Genomic DNA, 20,001 nt, shown 5'->3' on the forward strand with positions numbered 1-20,001 from the left:
GGGCAGGTTGCCCACGTGTTACTCACCCGTCCGCCGCTGACGTCATAAGAGCAAGCTCTTAATCAGTCCGCTCGACTTGCATGTATTAGGCACGCCGCCAGCGTTCGTCCTGAGCCAGGATCAAACTCTCCATAAAAATGGTAAGCTGATTAGCTCAATTTGCATTACGCTAGCAATGCAATAAATTAAGGATGAAATTTGCCCTATCGGGTAAATTTCTTTGACGAGATTAATAAATCTCTTTAATTCGCTTGGCTTTTGTTCAGTTTTCAAAGAACTGTTTGTGACAGCAACTTTTATATCGTAACACAAAACAAATACCGAAGTCAAATGTTTTTTTCGAAAGTTACTAATCGCGTCATCAGCGACGTTTAATAATATAACACGTCTAAACAAAATAATGCAAGCTTTTTTTAAAAAAGTTTATAAAAGTCACCTTTTCCCTTAGTTCTTTCATATTTAATAAAGGAAATCTCTATTTATTAAGGGACTAAAAAGGCAAAGCACCCTATTAAGTCCCTCTTCTATAATAGACTAGGGTACTTAAAAAGTCCTTTTTAGCAGATTCGAGGAAGCAGCAATGGCTCCACCCGTTGCGCGCCTGTTATGAGAAAACCACTCATAGCAGGCTTTAAAACAAAGCAACGGTTCCGCTCATTGCTTAAAGGCCACTGAAAAAGGTGAAAACCGCACCTTTTTCAGTGGCCTCATAATAGACACCCCTTCTACATTTTAATCTATAAACCACCAAGCATCTGAAAAAGTGGAAGCATCGTTATAAAAAATAAGATAAATACAAATCCACCAATGACTAGAAATAGAACTGGTTGGACAAGATTTAGCACTCTTTGAATAGAATCTTCTAGCTCCAGATAAAGAATATCACTGTATTGCTCTAAATCACTTCCTAAAAACCCTGTTCTCTCACCATTATCAATTACAAACGACAACTCATGCCTAAAATAATCCTTCATTTTTACTATCTCCTGAAAACTATGACCTTGATTAAGCTCATGTGATATTTGAACACACTCTTGTTGCAAGAACGGAAGATAATCTTGATTTTCAAATTGTTTTAGCCCTTGTTGCAAAGACATACCTGTTCGAATTAATCGCCCAAGCTGTAAGGCAAAGAAGTACGTTATCACCGTTTTAACCTGTTGCTTACCAACAGGAAGCGAAAGTAATTTCATTGTTCTTTCATATGGAGTGTACTGTTTCACTTTAGGATATAAATAAAAAGAAATAATAAGGAGGAAAAGCACTAAGACAGCAAATAGGTAAGGTAAATTAAAAAGAAAGAAAAGTATGATTCTAAATAAGAATGGAGGAGCTTCTGTTACCATCGCAAAATAAGAACGAAAATGAGGAAGAACAAACCGAAACATTAAAAACAACACAATTATACAGAAAAACAAAAGGGCAACCGGATAACGTATTAATTTGCTTACTTCATAAATAGTCTTTTCTCTGTAATGTAACAATTCTCCCGCATGAGTAAAGCCTTCAGATATTTTTCCTTGATTTTCATAAAAGTAAAGAAACGATTTAATACTCTTGGGCATATCAAAGAACCGAAACGATTCATGAACAGAGTGACCTTCTTGTAAATTTACTATTACAATCTTGAATTGTTCCCTTGTCGTCTTCATGACATGCAGTTGAATAAATGTTAGGGCAACTTCGAGAGGATAGCCTTGTTCAAGTAAGCGTCCAATCCGAATAAAAGAATCAGCCACATCCCGCAAATACTTCTTTTTACGCTGACTCTTAGAAAGTATTAGCAACAAATCTCAGTACCTCCTTATCTTGAAGGTATCCTAATGCCCAAGCTTTCCGTGCCTGTTTGACTAATGAAGCATTTTCACACTTTGACTCGTTCATTAACGATTTTTTTAGACGAATCCCCTCTAACAATTCAAATACAGCAGCCCGTGACATCGTTCGTGCCCTCGCACATACTGGAAGGCACTCTTCAATGCAATATGGACACTTAGTCGTTACAATTCGCTGAGACAAAACGTATCTGCAGCATTGAATCAGGTCAAGTTGTGAAGCCCCAAGGTCTCTCATTCGTACCAATGCCGAATAACAATCATTAGCATGAACCGTTGCTAATACAAGATGCCCTGTTAGCGCAGCTCTAATGGCAATCTTCGCTGTCACTTCATCTCGAATCTCACCAACTAATATAACATCTGGATCATGTCGTAATGTAGCCTTTAAGGCGTAATCAAATGTTATCCCTGTCTTCGAATTGACTTCTATTTGTATGGCATTATCGATATTGCGTTCAACAGGATCCTCAATTGTAATAACTCTTTTCCCGCCTTTTTTAATTATGCTTTCTACAATTGTGTATAAAGTCGTTGTCTTGCCTGAGCCGGTAGGACCTGACACTAAGCACAGTCCATGAGTCAATGAAGTAATACTTTCAAGATTTTTAGCTTGATTTCGAAGGATAGATAATGAAGAAAAAGTTTGCAGGGAGAAATTAGGAAGTATGCGTATCGCTAAACTTTCCTTTTCTCTTGAAGGAAGGGTAGATAATCTTAAAGAATAAGATAAAGAGGATTGCTCTTTGTATATCATTGATGCACTTTGTGGTTTTCGACGTTCGCCAATATCCATACCTGATCGATATTTAAAATGACTAATTAACCTCTCTGCCATTTTTAACGGAAGCCTTCCCCTAGGTTCCATAATGCCATTAAAGCGGTACGTAATTACATAATGATCTTCTTCAGGTATGAAATGAAGATCTGTCACCTTACGTGAAATAGCCTCATCTAGCAAATGCTTACTGTAATATTCAATTTCATACAATAATATCAGCCTCCTTTTCTTTAACTTTCGACAAATTAAGATATAGTCCTTTTTTTACATAAAAAAAATTAGAGTAACAAAACATAATAGCGTCGTGACACTGACTAGCAAAAAGCGGCTCTTCAAAGAACTCTTCTGCATAGCAAAGCAATCTTCTGGTCATACTAAAAAAATATTAATGGGCTATAGCCAAGTGGTAAGGCAACGGACTTTGACTCCGTCATGCGTTGGTTCGAATCCAGCTAGCCCAGTACAAAAAAGGAAGGAACAAAGCGAAATTACGCTTTGTTCCTTCCTTTTTTGTATCATATCTATCCCTTCTCATTGCATAGATTGTTACATAGACAACCCTGTAAGGTACTGACACAAAGAGGAACCTCTTTTTTGGTACGACTTCTAAAGAAGGTGAGAACATGAAAATATTAAATGAGTTTAAAGAATTTGCTGTACGAGGCAATGTCATTGATATGAGTATTGGAGTTATTATTGGTACCACTTTTGCAAAGATCGTCGAATCATTAGTCGATGATATTATTATGCCTCCTTTTGGACTCATATTTGGGCAAGTGGACTTTTCCAATAAGTACATTAACTTATCGAATCACCACTTTGACACGTTTGCTGAAGCTCAAGAAGCTGGAGTTCCTATGATTAATTATGGAACATTTTTAAATCATGCCGTTCACTTCATTCTTATCGCTTTTGTTCTATTTCTCTTTGTTAGACAAGTCAATCGAATTAGACGCCCTGAAGAAGATCCACTTGTTAACATGAAGACAAAAGTCTGTCCGCACTGCTGTCAATCAATAGCTTATAAAGCAACCCGATGTCCAAGTTGTACATCTGAACTTGAAGATGTTAGAGCCATTAAGCAACGACCAACATATGTAAGGATACAACGAAAGTCATCTTCTTGATTTTGATTTTCTTATTTTCACTAACGCTTTAGGAGGTTGCTTTTGAATCCATTTAATAAACTTCTTTAACTGCTCATCACCCTGCAATCTTTCCAAAGTCATTAAGCGAAATGCGATTTCCTTATTAGTGTAAATCGCATGGATTTGCTTATGACAAGGTATACAGAGATCAACAGTTGGAAGGTGTGTCCCACCTTCCTCCTTAGGTGTTAAATGATGAACGGTTATTTCCACTTCATCACGTTCACACAATTGACAACGGCCAACCCGTTTTTTCATCACAACTCCTCCCCAAACTGATCCCAACGTTTCTTTTCAGTTATCCTAATTTAAGAAGTTCTCCGTCCCTCTCTTTCTTCTCGTTCACGCTTTAATTGCATAAAACTAATGAAAAGAAAGTTCAATCCAATTAACGCAGCAATAAATGGACCAAACAAAAATTGCTCCTGTAAAAACCAGCCACTAAGAAAAAAAGCAACCGCTGTAATCGTAACAATACAACCCAATATAAAAAAAGAGATCATACTACTCTCTCCTCCTTTTTCCAACTTTAAAGTTATTTCCTCTTTTTAAATAAAAATGACCACATACACGACAAAATTTGCTACGATAAGACAAGATCTAAATGAGAGAGGAGACCTATTATGCAAGTGGCTTATCACCAAGACAAGCTGATCCATCTTCCTAGCTGTGAGCGTGAAAAATGGCAACAATTGTATATGGCTAGTATTCGACAAGAGGTCACTTGTATACATTGTCAATCGCCATTAAAGATGGATATGAGCATCCTCACTCCTCCATCGTTCATACACTTACATGTCACTGACGAATGTATAGATACAGTAACACTCATGGAAAAAAAACTTACAAACTCAAAACAAAAAGAACTACATCCTGAAAGTTCTCATACGACTTCAGGAATACAATTGCCAAAACGGCGAGCAATCACAACAAATAGCCAAGAAGCAAAGAGCGACCTTTGGAAAGAACCTGAGTTAGTCAAAGCTATTCCCACTTTCAAACCTAAACAACCAAACTCGTTACAAGTGCAAACTGGCTATCGGCACACACTATCAGAAAATGGGATCTACCTCGATGATAACCAATGGAAAGCTGTGCAAACGACAGAAGGCCCCCTCCTCATTCTTGCTGGCGCAGGTAGTGGAAAAACCCGTGTGTTAACAACGAGAACTGCCTTTATGCTAACAGAGCTTAATTACTCGCCAAAAGAAATGATCTTAGTTACCTTTACAGCTAAAGCGGCAAAAGAAATGAAAGAGCGGATGCGTCTATATCCCGGAATTTCCAGCTCTACTCTTAATCAACTGGTGATCGGAACCTTCCACAGTATCTTCTATAAGATGCTAATGCACCACGAACCGGAACAATGGTCACCCAATAACCTTTTAAACCAAGAATGGCAACGTCAGGCTATGATTAAAGAAGCTAGTCGTGAAATAGACATTGACGAGAAAGAATTTGCTTTCGATCAAGCATTAACACAAATAAGCTGGTGGAAAAATCATCTCACTACACCTGATCAGGTAAAGCCAAAAGATGTTTGGGAAGAACGAGTTTCCTACTTATATAAACGCTATGAGCAAATGCGGCTTGCAAAGAACTTGTTTGATTTCGATGACATGCTTATCGGTTTACATGAGCTTTTAACTAGAAACACCCATCTTCTCAAGCGGTACCAACAACGTTTTGCTTATGTTTCAGTTGATGAATTTCAAGATATTAATAAGGTACAAGTTGAATTAATTACGATGCTCTGTGACCGGACAAAAAATCTTTGTGTTGTAGGAGATGATGATCAATCAATCTATGCATTCCGTGGAAGTGATCCGTCTTACATTCTCAACTTTAAAGATCGTTATCCGGAAACGAAAATGGTTATATTAAATGAGAATTATCGATCAAATCATCAGATTGTTTCCTCTGCTAATAATGTTATAACAACCAATCGTACAAGATATGCAAAGCAGTTACTTGCTCAAACCTCTTCAGAAAAGCCTCCTCTTCTTTTTTATCCGTTTGACGAAGAAGAAGAAGCGACCATGATAATGAATGATATTAAAAAGCAAATAGAAAATGGAGCCAACCCAGCTGACTTTGCTATTTTATTTCGAACAAATAGCTCCGCCAGAGCTCTTATTGAACGCTTTATCTCATCTAGCATTCCTTTTCAGTTAGAAGCTGATGGAGAATCATTTTACAGACGTAAAGCGGTGAGAAAGGTATTAGCTTACCTCAAGCTAGCACGAAATCCTGATGACTCTCAAGCCTTGCAAGAGTTAGTTAGTGCTTTGTTTTTAAAGCAGCAGGCAGTTCGTGATATTAAAGCCGCTAGTATAGCAAATGATTGCACATATATCGAGGCACTGCCGCACCTTCAAGGATTACAACCATTTCAAATGAAGAAACTTTCAGAACTACCAAAAAGGTTTCTTCAACTCCAAAAGAAATCACCTGTTCAAGCAATTGAATTTATCGAACAGGAGATGGGGTTCAATGATTACGTTAAAAAACAAGGAAACGAAGGCAATAAGATGGAACGAGGATCGGATGATATCCGGGATCTCAAAGTAATGGCAAGGCACCATTCAACCATTGAGGATTTACTAGATTACATTGATCATATGACGATTAAATACGACGAAGTACGCTATCAAAAAAACATAACAAATGCTACCCAATTAATGACTATTCATAGAGCAAAAGGGCTAGAGTACAAGCATGTTTATATACTTAGCTGTGTTGAAGGAAGCTTGCCTCATGATTACGCCCTAGAAGCTTGGCGGGAAGGTGACGACAAACCACTCGAGGAGGAACGTCGCCTCATGTATGTTGCTATGACAAGAGCAGAAGAAAGCTTAAAATTGTCGGTACCAATTACAAGAAGAGGCAAAAAAGCATTTCGCTCCCGATTTGTTAGAGAGGTTCAACGCCTTGCTCCGAAACAGCAACTTAAATCATAAAAAGGAGGGCAACAATGAATCAACAACTAATGATCGAAGAAACGCGAAAGTGGGTTAAAGATCAACTTGCAAATGAAAAAACAGGGCATGATTGGTACCACATTAAACGTGTCACAAAACAAGCTCAAGAGATCGCCAAGGTTGAAGGAGCAGATGAATTCATAGTCATACTCGCAGCTTTGACTCATGATTTAATTGACGATAAAGTCGTAGAAAGTGAAGAACAAGGGCTAAAAAATGTTAATGATTGGCTTATTAGAATTGGTACAACAGAAGAACAACGCCTGCATATTCTAACCATTATTACAACGATGTCTTTTAAAGGCGGTACGAATAAGCCTGTTACGACATTAGAGGCTCAAGTTGTTCAGGATGCTGATCGACTTGATGCAATTGGCGCGATCGGTGTTGCTAGGACCTTTGTATATGCGGGAAACAAAGGTGATCCAATGTACGAACCTACACTTTCCGTTCGCGAAACATTAACAGTCGATGAATACCGAAATGGTCGTTCTAGTGCGATCGGACATTTTTATGAAAAGTTACTTAAATTAAAAGACTTAATGAACACGAAGGAAGGAAAGGCACGAGCTCTAGAACGTCATCAATTCTTAGAAGGATTTTTGGAGCAATTTCTTGACGAGTGGGGGCACGAATAAACACAATCTAGGAGGGCGTTGCTTTGACAGCATCACCCTCCTTTTTAGTGTCTAACAGACGTAAGAACCTTTTAAAAACAAATCCAATAACCAAATTTTTTGTCATTGATATTTTTTCAAAATGTTTATGTCTGCTCCGTTATCTTCTTTTTTTCCGTAATGACCTGTTCAAAATTTGGATCTAGCCTATACTTTGCCAGTGGGCCAACTAACGGGGGTTCAATCTGTTTAACCCCTTTTCTAATTGCTTTCTTATAAACAAAATCTTGTTCACTAATTTCAATCTCTTTCTCTTTCCGTTGATAAATATAGAGTAAAGGTACATTATGTTTTCCCATCTTGCTGCTCACCTCTTTTTATCATTTATTTAACTATACAATTGACTAAACAAAAGTATGATACATCTTTTTTGCAAAAACATAATTAAAATTGGAAAAGCCACATATGTATAGGAGGACAAACAAATATAGCAACCTAATTAATATACTTAGATAAATGAGGTGAAAACGTGGAACAAACAGATCAAAAATTAAGAGACGCTTTTCAAAAATTAGAAGAAGCCATTAATCAATTTGAAGAAATGTTACTTGTTACCAAAGAGCAATCACAAGAAGAGCATACTATGAAAAAAATTGGATCTCTAAAAATACGCATTAGTGAGAAAAAACACCTGCTTGACCCTGAAGCTCAATTTGAGGATATTATTTCAGATTCTGAGGAGATTCGTTCGAGCATTCCGCCTGGTCATGATGTAACCCTTTTTTACAATAGGAGCCCCTTCCAGTCTACCATTACTTACCAATCTAAACCTGTAACAACTAAGCCTTGGCTATCATACACCTTTTATAAAATGAAATAAAAATCCACCAAAAACTGTTTTTAAAAAAGAAGTTACTTTTTCATATTGAACATACTCTACAGCTAAAATCGTTTAAAATTACGTAAAGCAAGTACAAAAGGGTTGACTCTATTGGGTCAACCCTTTTGTATATCAGCCGTGCCTTAGCCCATATCATACGAAAATCTAATAGGACATTCACCTACTCAAGCTATATCCATACAATAAAGAGAATCAAAACAAGATAAAGGAGTTGATTTCATGTACGGACCACAACAACCAACCGTCCAATTTTTACCACCGGTCGTTGTATCTCAGTACGTCAATCAATGGGTAACAACATCCATCCCAAATTACGGTGAAGTAACTGCATATATAACAGACTATAATCGTAGAACGGGAATGGTGTCGATGTTCATGTACAGAGCACCTAGATACCAACCGCAATTTATTCAAGTACATCATAGTGACTTAGTTGGAATTGCACCATACTATGGACCGATTCCACCTCGCCCAGGTAGACCTCCTAGACCAAGACCACCAAGACCACCTTACACACCTTGGTACCCAGGCCAGCAACCTGGTGGATTCATACCTTGGATTATCGGTCAAACAGGCCTCTTCGGACAACAAAGATACTACTAAATAGGTAAATTTTAAAAGTATCAAAGTACAAAAAAGGCTGACTGAGTCAGCCTTTTCCTTTATGATAATGATAAAATATTGTAACCACTGTCTACATGCAACATTTCACCAGTCATTCCACGTGACAAGTCACTCATTAAAAATAATGCCGTGTCTCCTACTTCTTCTTGGGTCGTTGTACGACGAAGTGGCGCACGCTCTTCAATCTCTTTTAATACATCGTTAAAGCCACCAATTCCTTTAGCTGCTAATGTGCGGATTGGACCTGCTGAAATAGCATTCACTCGAATGTTATCTTTCCCTAAATCATTTGCTAAGTATTTTACACTTGCATCAAGGGAGGCTTTTGCTACACCCATCACATTGTAATTTCGAACAACTCTTTCCCCGCCTAGGTATGTAAGCGTGACAATACTTCCACCTTCAGTCATTAGTGGACGAGCTTCTTTTACAACAGCTGTTAATGAGTATGCACTAATGTTTTGAGCAAGAAGAAACCCATCACGAGTTGTATTTAAATATTCTCCCTCTAATTCATCTTTGTTAGCAAAAGCAATACAGTGAGCAATTCCATGAATTGTTCCTACTTCTTCCTTAATTTGTGTGAACGTCTTTTCAATTTCTTCGTCACTTGTAATATCACAAGGAAGAACGAGATGATCTTTTCGATCTAATGTTTCCATCAGAGAACGGACATTTTTTTCAAGTCTTTCTCCTGCGTATGTAAATATTAATCTTGCTCCAGCATTTGCTAAGGATTGTGCAATTCCCCAAGCTATGCTTCTCTTATTAGCCACACCCATTACAACATATGTACGTTCCTCTAAATTTAATTGAATCATTTTTTCTCCTCCATTATGAGTAGTTATTAATACCAAGTACTAAATATTATATCATACGGCTCTTATGATAGATAGTTTCAACATTTATTCACGTTAACCCTTTTTTGTTTTAATATTTGTCTGCTCATACTCACATTCTAAACACTTATAAATGACATTTTGATTGGATTGAGCAGTTAACAAATTCGTGATTGGTCTTTGATCTTTGCATTTTGGACAGACAACCATAACATCAGCTAACACTATTAATCACTCCTGTTTTTATCCTCAGTGTCACCCAATAATGAGGAAGACAAACTTCCATTACATAAAAAACGGGGGATGTCCCAAAGGCCTACTTTGACCTTTGGGACACCCCCCTTGCACATTACTCCTCGTATGAACTATTTGATAAGAATGTCTTCGGCAATGCCGTACCTCTCGTTCCTCTTGTATCAACATCTTCCAATTCACGAGGATAAACGATAATGAAGCTCTCCGGCCCTGAATGAGCTAGTACTCGTGGTAAGCGCTCAAGCTGTGGATGCCATGCAACTGTTCCTCTTCTCGCACTAAAGACAATAACAACATCATCTGCACGTAGAAGTGGATTATACGTATTATGCCATTCATTCCAAGATTCAAGGCTCGTAATCGATACCTTGACATCAGGCTTCACTTCATTAAAACTCTTTTCATAACTTTTAATATTATCTTTTACAACAAAACAAGCAATGGTCGCTCCCAATTGATTAGCCATTTTTTTAACTACTTGAACGGATTGATAGTAACCAGATTTATGATCAAAACCAGATGGTATAAGAATAACAATTCGCTTAGTCGTGTTTAACGGATGACCAAGCATTGATACGAGAACCATTTGGGTCGTACGTTCAAGCAATTGGTCTAATACCCCGCCAAATATTTTCTGCGGGGTGGATAGCTTCCCATTCCAGCCTATTACAGTCGTAGTAATACGTGATTCTTGCATTGCTCGGATCATTCCAGATGTAATATTTGTATCTACCCTTGTAAGCATTTGAATTGGCACTTCTGCCCCAGCTGCATACGTTACAGCATGCCCGAGTAATTTTTCTGCTTCTACAATTCTTGAGGATGAGTCCTCTCTTCCGCCTTGCGCAACTGAAAGTGTATAAAGCGGTTCAGGAGATTGCCCTCTAATAATAAATGACAAATCCATCAATGATTCCATTGTATGTGGATTTGCAAGTGGGACCATTACCCTCTCAGGAGCTGAAGAAGGTTCGTATGGCTTCTGGTCTTCTTTCATCGCAATGGTTCTTGCAAATTTCTCAACAGTATATGGCCCAATCATACATGTTGCTAAGATCATCACAATAATGGCATTTACAGTCGCTTGATCAAACAAACCTAAATCAAATCCAACAAGAGTAGCAGCTAACGTAGCGGCAGCTTGCGGAATCGTTAGACCAAAAATAAGTTTGATTTCCTCTCCTGTATATCGATAAATTTTACCTGCAATCCAAGCTGCTGAAAACTTTCCAATGATAACAAGGGATACAACTAGAACTGCTTTCGTCCATGCAGATGGATCAGAGAGGAGTATCCTTAAATCCATCAGCATTCCTACAGATAACAAAAAGAACGGAATAAATAACGCATTCCCAGTAAACTTTATTCGATTCATAAGAGGACTCTGTTCAAAAATAAACCTATTTAAGGCTAAACCTGCTAAAAACGCACCAATGATTGGCTCTAAGCCCGCTACCGTCGCAAAATACGCTGTAACAAATAACACGGTCAATACAAAGATAAATTCTAGTGTTCCTTCACTACTCAATGTTCGGAAAAAGAACTTTGCAGCTATTGGAACAATGATAAAAACCCCAGCAACATAGACGACTAAAGAAACTACAAGGACAAACCAAAAATCCGGTGTCAACTCACCTTGAGTAGAACCCGCTACGACCGCTAACACAAGTAAAGCAAGCGTGTCGGTCATGATTGTTCCACCAACAGATGTAGTTACGGCCTTGTTTTTTGCAATCCCCAATCGACTGGCGATCGGATATGCAAGCAACGTATGAGATCCTAGTAAAGACCCCAGCAGAATTGCCCCTGCAACACTATATCCTAATAAATACGCTCCAATAGTACCTAATACAAAAGGAATCGTAAAAGACATGGTTCCGAAAGTTAAGCTTCTGTTCCGATACTTTTTAAATCCCTCTAAATCAATCTCCAGACCAGCAATAAAAATAATATATAACAGACCGACTGTTCCAAGTAACACAATGGTAGGATCCCGATCTAAGAGGCCAAGCCCATTTGGACCAATAATAACTCCCGCAAAGATGAATCCAATAATACCCGGAATTCTTAACCTTGCCATAATCAATGGGGCCACTAGAAAAACGACCATAGCAATAGCAAAAATAAGAACAGGATTCGTTACAGGTTGTGGCAACATTGATTATTCACTCCCTTACCTAAAACTTCTGTACTAATAAGTCCTATCAATATTAAAGAACAGATAGTCAAGATGTCAATGTTAAATACTTATGTAACCCCTTCCAAACAAAATTCAATAAATTTTGATAGTAGTGTGTATTTTTTAACCTGTTCATTGCTTTCTCTTTACTGGATAAGCTATTATTTGAACGAGTCTTTTTGTTCGGAAAAGGATACAGGAGGTTATAAAATGGAAATTGATATCATCGGGGATATACATGGATGTTATGAGGAACTCATCTTGCTTATTACTAAATTAGGTTATGAAAAGCAAGATACTTCATACGTTCATCCTAAAGGGAGAAGATTAGCGTTTGTTGGGGATTTAACAGATCGCGGGCCTGACTCTATTGCTGTAATAAAAGAAGTCGCAGAACTTGTAAAAAATAAACAAGCTTATTATTGTCCCGGTAACCATTGTGATAAGCTTTATCGTTATTTTCTAGGTAGAAACGTGCAAATTACTCATGGACTTGAAACAACAGTAGAAGAATTAAACAATTTGTCTAAAAAGGAGTTTCAAAAAGTCAGACATCAATTTATGTCCTTAGTTGAAGAGTCCCCCCTATACCAAGTTCTCGATAACAAAAAGCTTGTGATTGCACATGCAGGAATTCGCAGCGATTTAATTGGCCAGACAAGTAAGCGTGTCAAAACATTTGTCCTTTATGGAGATATTACTGGTGAAACGAACAAAGATGGAACACCCGTACGACGTGACTGGGCCCAGAAACACCAAGGTGAAGAATGGATTGTTTACGGCCATACTCCTGTAAGGAATCCTAGGTTTATTCATCGGACGGTAAATATTGATACTGGCTGTGTATTTGGAGGGGCTTTAACTGCTTTACAATATCCTGAGATGCAAATCGTCCAAGTTCCGTCCAAACAACTTCTAGTCGAAGAAAAATTTAGAGCATTTGATAATTAAGTATTTAGTTATGGAGGAGTTTTATGAAGAAATACATAATCTTATTTTTCCTATTATTTGTTGCAACCGCCTGTGGCCCAGAGGTTACTCTTGAGATCGATCAAGACCAAACTCGAATCATACACGATAATGAAATTGAGATGGCATCTATTTATGTTAGGATAGAAAATAAAGGACAATTACCTGCAAATGATTTATCTGCACGCTTTCTCATTGTCGACTCAAACGTACAAGCGGCTTTAAGCGGCCAAGAGGAAATTGTGTTTTCAGATTCCGATGGGAATCCAGAGCAGTTTCACTTAAGTGGCGGTTCAAGCTTCTTTTTTGCCGAGGTATTTTCCCTTGAGACTGATGTTACAAATGAAGATTTACGAGAAGGGGTCATAGTAGAAATTTATAATGCACAGGGAGAACTACTAGCTGAGCATACCATTGAACGTGTGACACAAGAATAAGAGGGTTTCCCCAAATAGGTTTGTTTTTGACCTTTTTGGGGAAACCCGAAGAAATGTGGCTGTCGCTACTTTTTTAAAGCTTTGAGAAGAGTAAATTTCTCTTTTTATTACGAGTAGCCCATCTCTGTTACCAGCTTTTTTTAGTTGCGTTCTTTATTAGTAAAAAAGCCTCTCTATTAGTCTATTAGACTACTCATATCCATAGGCAAGTCCGTTGTAATTCGTATCCATTCGTTCGTGAATGGGTGTTGAAATTTCACCTTATAACAATGAAGTGCATGACGGTCGATCACATCACGCCTTCCACCATATAGATCATCTCCTAATAAAGGGTGCCCTATGTAAGAAAAATGAACTCGAATTTGGTGTGTTCTGCCGGTTTCTAATTTAATATCAACCAAACTTCCTTGATTTGTCACTTTTATTATAGAAAAATGGGTAACTGCTCTTTTGCCATTTTCTCTAACTTGGCGAGAAATAATGCTAGTTGGATCTCGATCAATCGGGGCATCGATCGTCCCTTTTTCCTGTAATGGCTTACCTGTAATTAACGCCTTGTAATAACGATTGACACGCCCTTCCTGCTGCAATTTAGAAAGCCGGTCATGAGCAAGACGATGTTTTGCAATGATCAATAAACCTGATGTGTCCCTATCTAAACGATTAACTGCATGAAACGTAGTTTGTATTCCTTTTTTGCGATAATACCCTAAGACGAAATTAGCTAACGAATGGACTGGATGTTCTCTTGATGGGATTGTTGACATACCTGCCTCTTTATTGATTAGTAATAAATGGTCATCTTCAAATACAATGTTGAGCTCTTTATCTTCAGCCAATAAGGAAGAACTCACTTCCTCAGTCGGGAGACAAACAGTCACCTCATCACCTGTTTTTATTAGTTTACGGACTGTTACTTCTTCCCCATTTAAAGCAATTGCCCCACCGTTAAATTTAATGTCTGCAAGCCCCCGCTTTGAGATATGACAATGCTCACGTAGAAATACCCGTAAAAGCTCTTGGTCCCACTTATCATCTACTCTCCACGAGAGAGTTGCGGCGTATCTATTCACGAATGAATGACTCCCTTACTCTCTTCCAAAATGGAAACGGTCGAAATCTCGCAAATCGGATTTTCTCTTCAGCAACACGACATTGTAATGATTTAATTCGACGATGCTCAAGAGAATAGTGATCAACGGTCACTTGAATATCAACATCATTTAACGGTTTCAACAAACAAGTATGATGTTGTGGTAAAACAAGAGGAGATCCAACTGTACGGTACACTCGATTATTAATAGACGCCATTTCTGCAATCTGAATAGAAGCTAAAGAAGGGTGTAAGATCGCTCCACCTAATGCTTTATTATAAGCCGTACTACCTGAGGGAGTGGAGACACATAAACCATCGCCTCGGAATACTTCAAATGGCTCTCCTTTTATATCAATCGTACTAACAAGAGAACCCCCTATGCTTTTGATCGTACATTCGTTTAATGCAAGATGACGTTCTGAATTGGAAGTACCTTCCTGCCGAATCACCACTTCGAGTAGTGGGTATTCAACAATTTGGTAAGGGGTTTTGGCAATATGTATCACTAACTTCTCTACTTCATCAGGTACCCAATCTGCGTAAAAGCCTAGATGACCAGTATGTATTCCGACAAAAGCCGTATCTTCAAGACGTTCGGAATAATCATGAAACGCTTGTAGCAAGGTTCCATCTCCACCTACAGTGATAACCATTTCCGGTTCATGTTCGTCATATAACAAACCAAAATCAAGCAAATATCGTTTTATTCTTTGCTGCAAAGTATTAGACACGTCATCCCCGCGCGATGTGACCATAAACTTCATCAAACTTCCTCCTTAATCTCTACAGCTTTCTTCCTTGCTCTTGCTTGGTTGAGATAATTTCTTGTGCGTCTCTTACTTCATCACGAATAATCGACATTTCTTCATCTAATTTAAATGCGGCTTCGGCAGCTCGTTGCAATCGCATCTTTATGTCCTGTGGAATTTCACCACTATATTTATAGTTTAAAGAATGCTCAATCGTCGCCCAAAAGTTCATCGCTAATGTACGAACCTGTAGTTCAACTAAGATTTTCTTCTCTCCTTCAATGGTCTGTACAGGATAGCGTAGAACCAAATGATAAGACCGATATCCACTTGGCTTTTTCTCAAAAATATAATCGCGTTCCTCGACAATTTCAAAATCTTTTCTCGTTCTAATTAATTCAACAACCGTTTCGATATCTTCTACAAACTGAGTTACAATTCGAACGCCTGCAAGGTCTTGCATCCCTTCCTCTAGCTGATCAAGAGGAACGTTTTTTCGTTTTGCTTTATCTAAGATACTCGTAACAGGCTTCACCCTTCCCGTAACAAATTCAATCGGAGTGTGCTTGGATGACTGTTGATACTGTTCCCGTATTCCTTTTAGCTTAATCTTCAACTCATCAACTGCTTGTTTATATGGAGTTAGAAAAATCTTCCAATCGCTCATTAAATCACCGTCCGTCCCATGCACAGAAAATTTTCAAATGAATAATTAATTGAATATCTCCTGTACTGCCTTTTCCATCTCTTCACCATAATTACTATTACCTTCAATATTATCAGTTAGGAAAGAAAGCTCTTCAACAATAGAAGAAAGCTCAATCTCTATCTCCTTGTTTAAACGTAAAGCAAGAGTAGCTGACTGGGATAATACCTCACGTAATTGTGGCCAAGTCTCCTGTGAAAAATTCACATAATAAAAAGCAGATTCATCTTCTAATATGTATATAAATGCTAACCCATCTGAATCAACAAGCATACGTCCACCTGCTTGTAATGTTTCAGCAAGCTCAACATCTATTTCTCCCTGCATGATTGCAGTATATTGGTCTTTTTCAACTACTATTTTACTTACTTCTAGTTTTTTCATCATGTCCCTCCAACTATTCAACAGATCTTACAGATACACCACTTATTCTAACATAGTTCTTATGTTAATACGTACCAATGCCCATTATAAGTTGCGACTAAAACGGTATGAATAACTTGACTTCTACAGATAGAATTAGTAATAGAAAAACGGTCACATACCACTTGAGAAAATTACCTGTTATAATAAAAAAACATACATGTAAAAGAAATAAAAAATAAGAATTTTTACTAATAAAGGATGGATTCGTGTGTCACAAGAAATAGAAATTGAAGTAAAATCAATGCTTACGAAAGAAGCGTATTGTACGTTAGTTAAAGGATTGGAATTAGATGAATCAGAAGCGGTCACCCAGCACAATCATTACTTTGAAACACCTGACTTTTCTTTAAAAGCTGCTCATGCTGGTCTTCGAATTCGTGAAAAAAATAATACATTCACATTAACCTTGAAGCAACCCCATACAGTTGGAAAGCTCGAGACTCATCAAACGTTAGGAAGAAATGAGTGGATTACAGCAAAAGAGCAAGGGACTTTACCTGATGGCAAGGTCAAAGACCAGCTTAATTCACTAAATATTCCGATTGAGAAACTCACCTATGTAGGGACACTTACTACGAGTAGAATTGAAATATCATATAAAGAGGGCAATTTGTGTTTGGATAAGAGTAGTTATCTAGGTAATACAGATTTTGAAATAGAGTTTGAAGGAATCTCTGAAGAACATGCTACCACTACCCTTATGAAGGTTTTAGACGACTATAACATTCAATATGCAGTGACTGAAAACAAAGTACGTCGATTTTTCACTCGCAAGTTAGAATTAGACAAAAGATAGTCCAGAAACAACCAATTGTTGTTACCCTGCTTATTTGCTATCATAATATTGTTCTAATCCGATTAATTTATATTTTATCCTAGTGCCATAAAAGAATGAGGTGTAACAATGGACCTGTCCTTCCTTCAACATGTGAATCAGCTTCAAGCTTTGCAAAAAATAAAAAAAACAAGTTATCAACAATCTTCTATGCAATCTGTGTTCTCGCATTTCTTAGATGAACAACTGAATAAGCTGCAAATCTCTTCTCCTCAAACTAGTCAAAGAGACCTGTTTCTTCATCCACTAACTAGTGTAGAACCAATAGCAAGTGAAGTGACCGCTGTAGTGGATCAAGATTGGACAAAATCTCTTTCCAATAAGGAATTGAAATTTCAGCCACTTATCGAATCTGCTGCCAAAAAATACAACTTAGACCCTAAATTAATTCATTCTGTGATTAAACATGAATCTAATTTTAACCCTCATGCAATTAGTCATGCAGGTGCTAGAGGTTTAATGCAACTAATGCCTGCAACTGCTCGTATGCTTCAAGTTGAAAACAGTTTTGATCCCGAACAGAACATCAATGGTGGGGCGAAGTATTTACGTCAGATGTTAGACCGATACAATGGAGATACGAGGCTTGCGTTGGCTGCATATAATGCCGGTCCAGGGAATGTTGATCGATATGGAGGAATTCCTCCATTCAAAGAGACACAAGCTTATGTGCCACGTGTTTTCAATACGTATTTAAATGCTTAAATTAACACCTTTGATTTTTCACCAAATACTCACATACACTAAACTGATTTGTGAAACTGAGTTAGCTCAATTTCTCAAGATCAGTTTTTTTCTTTTTCTAGCTACAGACCACTTCATACTATACCTTAATCAATATGTAATAATCGTAATTCATCAAATTTGCCGTACTAATCTCATATTGCTACAATATGAGATAGAGAACAATATGTTTGTTACTGCTATACAACAGAGGAGTTATAAATATGACCAATTCAAGTCAAACCCCTTTTGATGTTTTAGGTGGGGAGAAAGTTTTATCACAATTAGTTGATACCTTTTACAGTAAAGTGGCAAAGCATCCTGACATAGCCTCCCTTTTTCCTGAAGACCTAACGGAAACAGCCCGTAAGCAAAAACAATTCCTAACACAGTTTCTTGGAGGACCCACTCTTTATACAGAAGAGCACGGTCATCCAATGTTGCGGGCTCGCCATATGCCTTTTGTTATAACACCGGTTCAGGCCGAAGCATGGCTGACCTGTATGGAAAGTGCAATGGATGATGTTGGAATAGAAGGAGTCATTCGTGAATATATGCTAGAACGTTTAACAATGACCGCTCATCATATGGTGAATCAACCATTGTAGAAAGGAGAATGACCATTGAACCAAAAAGATACTCATTCAACTTGCGATAATCAACTTGGCGTTTGTGGTCTAGATCCTGAACAATCGTTATCTGAGAAACGCCCTAAACCGATTGAATTGTATACATTTATTGATCCCCTATGTGCTGACTGTTGGGCTTTTGAACCTATGTTAAAAAGGCTTCAAGTCGAATATGGAAACTATTTTCGGATTAGAACTCTTGTAGCGGGAAGGCTTCAAGCATGGAATGCGTGTAAAAATACAACAAAAGGACTCGTCTCTAAAAAGAGAGAAATTGCAACGATTTGGGAAGATATCGCATCAAAAACAGGAATGTCCTGCGATGGAGATGTTTGGTTAGAAAATGAGTGGCACTCCCCGTATCTTGCTTCGTTAGCAATAAAGGCAGCCGAATTACAAGGACCAAAAGCAGGTATACGTTTTTTGCGTAAAATGAGAGAAGCTCTCTTTTTGAATAAACAAAATATAACGAAAGAGCAAGTACTGATTGACTGCGCAAAAAAGGCTTCTTTAGACTTAGACGAATTTAAAAATGACCTATCATCCAAAACGGCTACAAAAGCACTTCAACATGATATAAAAACAACGAATGAAATGGGCGTTGACATTGTCCCAACCTTTGTCTTCTTTAATGCCAATGTTGAGGATGATGGCATTAAAGTGACGGGAAATTATCCATATAAAGTCTACGTACAAATCTTAGAAGAAATGCTCGGATTCAAACCTGAACCAGCTGTAGCTGTAACATTGGAAGGTTTCTTAAAACGCTATGAGTTTGTAGCTACGATTGAGGTTTCCGTCGTTTTCAGCCTCACTGTGGAAGAAGCTGAAAAGCAATTAAAAGCACTCGTACTTCAACAAAGAGTTGAAGCGGTCCCTGTTAAATATGGCATGTTTTGGCGGTACTTAGGATAGAGGTTTAGATTAAAGACCTAAGTTTCAGGGATTTTGCAGGAAAATATAATTAGTTTTTACTATTTTGTTAATATTTGATTTAGGAAAAACATACCTTCTAAGCTTGAACAACAGGTCATAAACTATGTTAGGACCTGTTGATAGGAGGGCTTGTGTTGAATCAGGTAAGAATCGTTGTTGGAATTATTATTATCATCATTAGCTATTTCTTTTTCCTTTTATCATTAATGAGAGTTTTCCCGCTTTGGATTGCAGCGCCGGCGTTATTTGTGGGGCTTGTGTTTACACTCTCTCCTCTAGCCACTCAAAAACGCTTTAAAGGATTCCACAAATAGGGCTATCTCAAAGGTAAGTCC

Annotated in this window: 24 protein-coding genes, 1 tRNA gene and 1 rRNA gene; 13 read left to right on the top strand and 13 right to left on the bottom strand. The window is 37.8% G+C overall.

Translation table 11 applies throughout. From position 1 onward, the window contains the following. From MF646_RS18520 to comGA, 3 genes are all read right to left on the bottom strand, one after another. Positions 1-136, bottom strand: a 16S ribosomal RNA gene (locus MF646_RS18520); the annotation flags it as partial. Positions 137-737: 601 nt separating this feature from the next. Continuing rightward, positions 738-1,790, bottom strand: coding sequence for a competence type IV pilus assembly protein ComGB (gene comGB, locus MF646_RS18525; RefSeq protein ID WP_250097990.1), 1,053 nt, complete (start codon positions 1,788-1,790; stop codon positions 738-740). Next, entirely contained in the window at positions 1,771-2,826 is a 1,056-nt protein-coding gene (gene comGA / locus MF646_RS18530; protein WP_250097991.1) for a competence type IV pilus ATPase ComGA, read from the bottom strand. Before comGA ends, comGB begins: the two co-directional genes overlap by 20 nt. 179 nt (positions 2,827-3,005) lie before the next feature. On the opposite strand from comGA, the gene MF646_RS18535 reads away from it, so the two are divergent. Both MF646_RS18535 and mscL read left to right on the top strand, forming a co-directional pair. Next, positions 3,006-3,077 (top strand) — tRNA-Gln (locus tag MF646_RS18535). A 168-nt stretch (positions 3,078-3,245) separates the two neighbouring features. Continuing rightward, the gene (gene mscL, locus MF646_RS18540; protein WP_250098043.1) at positions 3,246-3,743 is read left to right on the top strand and encodes a large conductance mechanosensitive channel protein MscL; all 498 of its coding nucleotides are present in this window, start codon (positions 3,246-3,248) and stop codon (positions 3,741-3,743) included. Here the strand turns inward: mscL and MF646_RS18545 are convergent. Together MF646_RS18545 and MF646_RS18550 are read right to left on the bottom strand one after the other, a co-directional pair. Then, positions 3,732-4,025, bottom strand: coding sequence for an HNH endonuclease (locus MF646_RS18545; RefSeq protein ID WP_250097992.1), 294 nt, complete (start codon positions 4,023-4,025; stop codon positions 3,732-3,734). The two genes, mscL and MF646_RS18545, sit on opposite strands and share 12 nt — an antisense overlap. A gap of 47 nt (positions 4,026-4,072) precedes the next feature. Next, positions 4,073-4,267: a hypothetical protein gene (locus tag MF646_RS18550; RefSeq protein WP_250097993.1), complete on the bottom strand. Its 195-nt coding sequence runs from the start codon at positions 4,265-4,267 to the stop codon at positions 4,073-4,075. A 120-nt stretch (positions 4,268-4,387) separates the two neighbouring features. Between MF646_RS18550 and MF646_RS18555 the strand changes: the two genes are divergently transcribed. Both MF646_RS18555 and MF646_RS18560 read left to right on the top strand, forming a co-directional pair. Further along, the gene (locus MF646_RS18555; RefSeq protein ID WP_250097994.1) at positions 4,388-6,724 is read left to right on the top strand and encodes an ATP-dependent helicase; all 2,337 of its coding nucleotides are present in this window, start codon (positions 4,388-4,390) and stop codon (positions 6,722-6,724) included. A gap of 14 nt (positions 6,725-6,738) precedes the next feature. Then, positions 6,739-7,383, top strand: a complete 645-nt coding sequence (locus MF646_RS18560) for an HD domain-containing protein (protein WP_250097995.1) — start codon at positions 6,739-6,741, stop codon at positions 7,381-7,383. A 125-nt stretch (positions 7,384-7,508) separates the two neighbouring features. Here the strand turns inward: MF646_RS18560 and MF646_RS18565 are convergent, their stop codons facing one another. Beyond that, entirely contained in the window at positions 7,509-7,721 is a 213-nt protein-coding gene (locus MF646_RS18565; protein WP_250097996.1) for a hypothetical protein, read from the bottom strand. Positions 7,722-7,891: 170 nt separating this feature from the next. Between MF646_RS18565 and MF646_RS18570 the strand changes: the two genes are divergently transcribed. Continuing rightward, positions 7,892-8,242, top strand: coding sequence for a hypothetical protein (locus MF646_RS18570; protein ID WP_250097997.1), 351 nt, complete (start codon positions 7,892-7,894; stop codon positions 8,240-8,242). A gap of 240 nt (positions 8,243-8,482) precedes the next feature. Further along, entirely contained in the window at positions 8,483-8,866 is a 384-nt protein-coding gene (locus MF646_RS18575; RefSeq protein WP_250097998.1) for a hypothetical protein, read from the top strand. Positions 8,867-8,925: 59 nt separating this feature from the next. Here the strand turns inward: MF646_RS18575 and fabI are convergent, their stop codons facing one another. The 3 genes from fabI to MF646_RS18590 all read right to left on the bottom strand — a co-directional run bounded on the left by fabI (position 8,926) and on the right by MF646_RS18590 (position 12,139). Then, complete coding sequence (fabI, locus tag MF646_RS18580; protein WP_275980371.1) at positions 8,926-9,708, bottom strand: enoyl-ACP reductase FabI; 783 nt, start codon at positions 9,706-9,708, stop codon at positions 8,926-8,928. Positions 9,709-9,801: 93 nt separating this feature from the next. Then, positions 9,802-9,951, bottom strand: coding sequence for a hypothetical protein (locus MF646_RS18585; protein WP_250098049.1), 150 nt, complete (start codon positions 9,949-9,951; stop codon positions 9,802-9,804). A 124-nt stretch (positions 9,952-10,075) separates the two neighbouring features. Then, entirely contained in the window at positions 10,076-12,139 is a 2,064-nt protein-coding gene (locus tag MF646_RS18590) for a cation:proton antiporter (protein ID WP_250097999.1), read from the bottom strand. Positions 12,140-12,370: 231 nt separating this feature from the next. Here MF646_RS18590 and prpE point away from each other — a divergent pair, with 231 nt between their 5' ends. Continuing rightward, a complete protein-coding gene (prpE, locus tag MF646_RS18595) occupies positions 12,371-13,111 on the top strand; it encodes a bis(5'-nucleosyl)-tetraphosphatase PrpE (RefSeq protein ID WP_250098000.1) in 741 nt (246 codons plus the stop codon). A 23-nt stretch (positions 13,112-13,134) separates the two neighbouring features. Beyond that, complete coding sequence (locus tag MF646_RS18600) at positions 13,135-13,566, top strand: putative periplasmic lipoprotein (protein ID WP_250098001.1); 432 nt, start codon at positions 13,135-13,137, stop codon at positions 13,564-13,566. Positions 13,567-13,742: 176 nt separating this feature from the next. On the opposite strand, the gene MF646_RS18605 is transcribed toward MF646_RS18600, so the two are convergent. Genes MF646_RS18605 through MF646_RS18620 form a run of 4 tightly spaced genes read right to left on the bottom strand, consistent with a single transcriptional unit; the run spans position 13,743 to position 16,501 of the window. Continuing rightward, positions 13,743-14,639: an RluA family pseudouridine synthase gene (locus MF646_RS18605; RefSeq protein ID WP_250098002.1), complete on the bottom strand. Its 897-nt coding sequence runs from the start codon at positions 14,637-14,639 to the stop codon at positions 13,743-13,745. Then, positions 14,632-15,426 (bottom strand): NAD kinase, encoded by a 795-nt coding sequence (locus MF646_RS18610; RefSeq protein ID WP_250098003.1) that lies wholly within the window; start codon positions 15,424-15,426, stop codon positions 14,632-14,634. The genes MF646_RS18605 and MF646_RS18610 overlap by 8 nt, the downstream gene beginning before the upstream one ends. A gap of 19 nt (positions 15,427-15,445) precedes the next feature. After that, positions 15,446-16,078, bottom strand: coding sequence for a GTP diphosphokinase (yjbM, locus tag MF646_RS18615; protein ID WP_250098004.1), 633 nt, complete (start codon positions 16,076-16,078; stop codon positions 15,446-15,448). Between the two features lie 45 nt (positions 16,079-16,123). Next, positions 16,124-16,501, bottom strand: a complete 378-nt coding sequence (locus tag MF646_RS18620; protein ID WP_250098005.1) for a UPF0738 family protein — start codon at positions 16,499-16,501, stop codon at positions 16,124-16,126. A gap of 250 nt (positions 16,502-16,751) precedes the next feature. On the opposite strand from MF646_RS18620, the gene MF646_RS18625 reads away from it, so the two are divergent. The 5 genes from MF646_RS18625 to MF646_RS18645 all read left to right on the top strand — a co-directional run bounded on the left by MF646_RS18625 (position 16,752) and on the right by MF646_RS18645 (position 19,980). Next, positions 16,752-17,339: a CYTH domain-containing protein gene (locus MF646_RS18625; protein WP_250098006.1), complete on the top strand. Its 588-nt coding sequence runs from the start codon at positions 16,752-16,754 to the stop codon at positions 17,337-17,339. Positions 17,340-17,447: 108 nt separating this feature from the next. Further along, positions 17,448-18,083 carry a lytic transglycosylase domain-containing protein gene (locus MF646_RS18630; protein WP_250098007.1) on the top strand — a complete coding sequence of 212 codons (636 nt, stop codon included), beginning with the start codon at positions 17,448-17,450 and terminating at the stop codon, positions 18,081-18,083. 242 nt (positions 18,084-18,325) lie between these two features. After that, positions 18,326-18,709, top strand: a complete 384-nt coding sequence (locus MF646_RS18635) for a globin domain-containing protein (RefSeq protein WP_250098008.1) — start codon at positions 18,326-18,328, stop codon at positions 18,707-18,709. Between the two features lie 15 nt (positions 18,710-18,724). After that, entirely contained in the window at positions 18,725-19,645 is a 921-nt protein-coding gene (locus MF646_RS18640; RefSeq protein ID WP_275980372.1) for a ClpXP adapter SpxH family protein, read from the top strand. 155 nt (positions 19,646-19,800) lie between these two features. Continuing rightward, positions 19,801-19,980: a hypothetical protein gene (locus MF646_RS18645; RefSeq protein WP_250098009.1), complete on the top strand. Its 180-nt coding sequence runs from the start codon at positions 19,801-19,803 to the stop codon at positions 19,978-19,980. The last annotated feature ends 21 nt before the right edge of the window (positions 19,981-20,001 follow it).

Source organism: Halalkalibacter alkaliphilus, assembly GCF_023555415.1.
GTDB lineage: Bacteria > Bacillota > Bacilli > Bacillales > Bacillaceae_D > Halalkalibacter > Halalkalibacter alkaliphilus.

Bases quoted from the DNA above. Each gene is read 5' to 3' on its own strand.
- MF646_RS18550 (WP_250097993.1), bottom strand. From the start codon at position 4,267: ATGATCTCTTTTTTTATATTGGGTTGTATTGTTACGATTACAGCGGTT.
- MF646_RS18555 (WP_250097994.1), top strand. From the start codon at position 4,388: ATGCAAGTGGCTTATCACCAAGACAAGCTGATCCATCTTCCTAGCTGT.
- MF646_RS18560 (WP_250097995.1), top strand. From the start codon at position 6,739: ATGAATCAACAACTAATGATCGAAGAAACGCGAAAGTGGGTTAAAGAT.
- MF646_RS18565 (WP_250097996.1), bottom strand. From the start codon at position 7,721: ATGGGAAAACATAATGTACCTTTACTCTATATTTATCAACGGAAAGAG.
- MF646_RS18575 (WP_250097998.1), top strand. From the start codon at position 8,483: ATGTACGGACCACAACAACCAACCGTCCAATTTTTACCACCGGTCGTT.
- fabI (WP_275980371.1), bottom strand. From the start codon at position 9,708: ATGATTCAATTAAATTTAGAGGAACGTACATATGTTGTAATGGGTGTG.
- MF646_RS18590 (WP_250097999.1), bottom strand. From the start codon at position 12,139: ATGTTGCCACAACCTGTAACGAATCCTGTTCTTATTTTTGCTATTGCT.
- prpE (WP_250098000.1), top strand. From the start codon at position 12,371: ATGGAAATTGATATCATCGGGGATATACATGGATGTTATGAGGAACTC.
- MF646_RS18600 (WP_250098001.1), top strand. From the start codon at position 13,135: ATGAAGAAATACATAATCTTATTTTTCCTATTATTTGTTGCAACCGCC.
- MF646_RS18610 (WP_250098003.1), bottom strand. From the start codon at position 15,426: ATGAAGTTTATGGTCACATCGCGCGGGGATGACGTGTCTAATACTTTG.
- yjbM (WP_250098004.1), bottom strand. From the start codon at position 16,078: ATGAGCGATTGGAAGATTTTTCTAACTCCATATAAACAAGCAGTTGAT.
- MF646_RS18620 (WP_250098005.1), bottom strand. From the start codon at position 16,501: ATGAAAAAACTAGAAGTAAGTAAAATAGTAGTTGAAAAAGACCAATAT.
- MF646_RS18630 (WP_250098007.1), top strand. From the start codon at position 17,448: ATGGACCTGTCCTTCCTTCAACATGTGAATCAGCTTCAAGCTTTGCAA.
- MF646_RS18635 (WP_250098008.1), top strand. From the start codon at position 18,326: ATGACCAATTCAAGTCAAACCCCTTTTGATGTTTTAGGTGGGGAGAAA.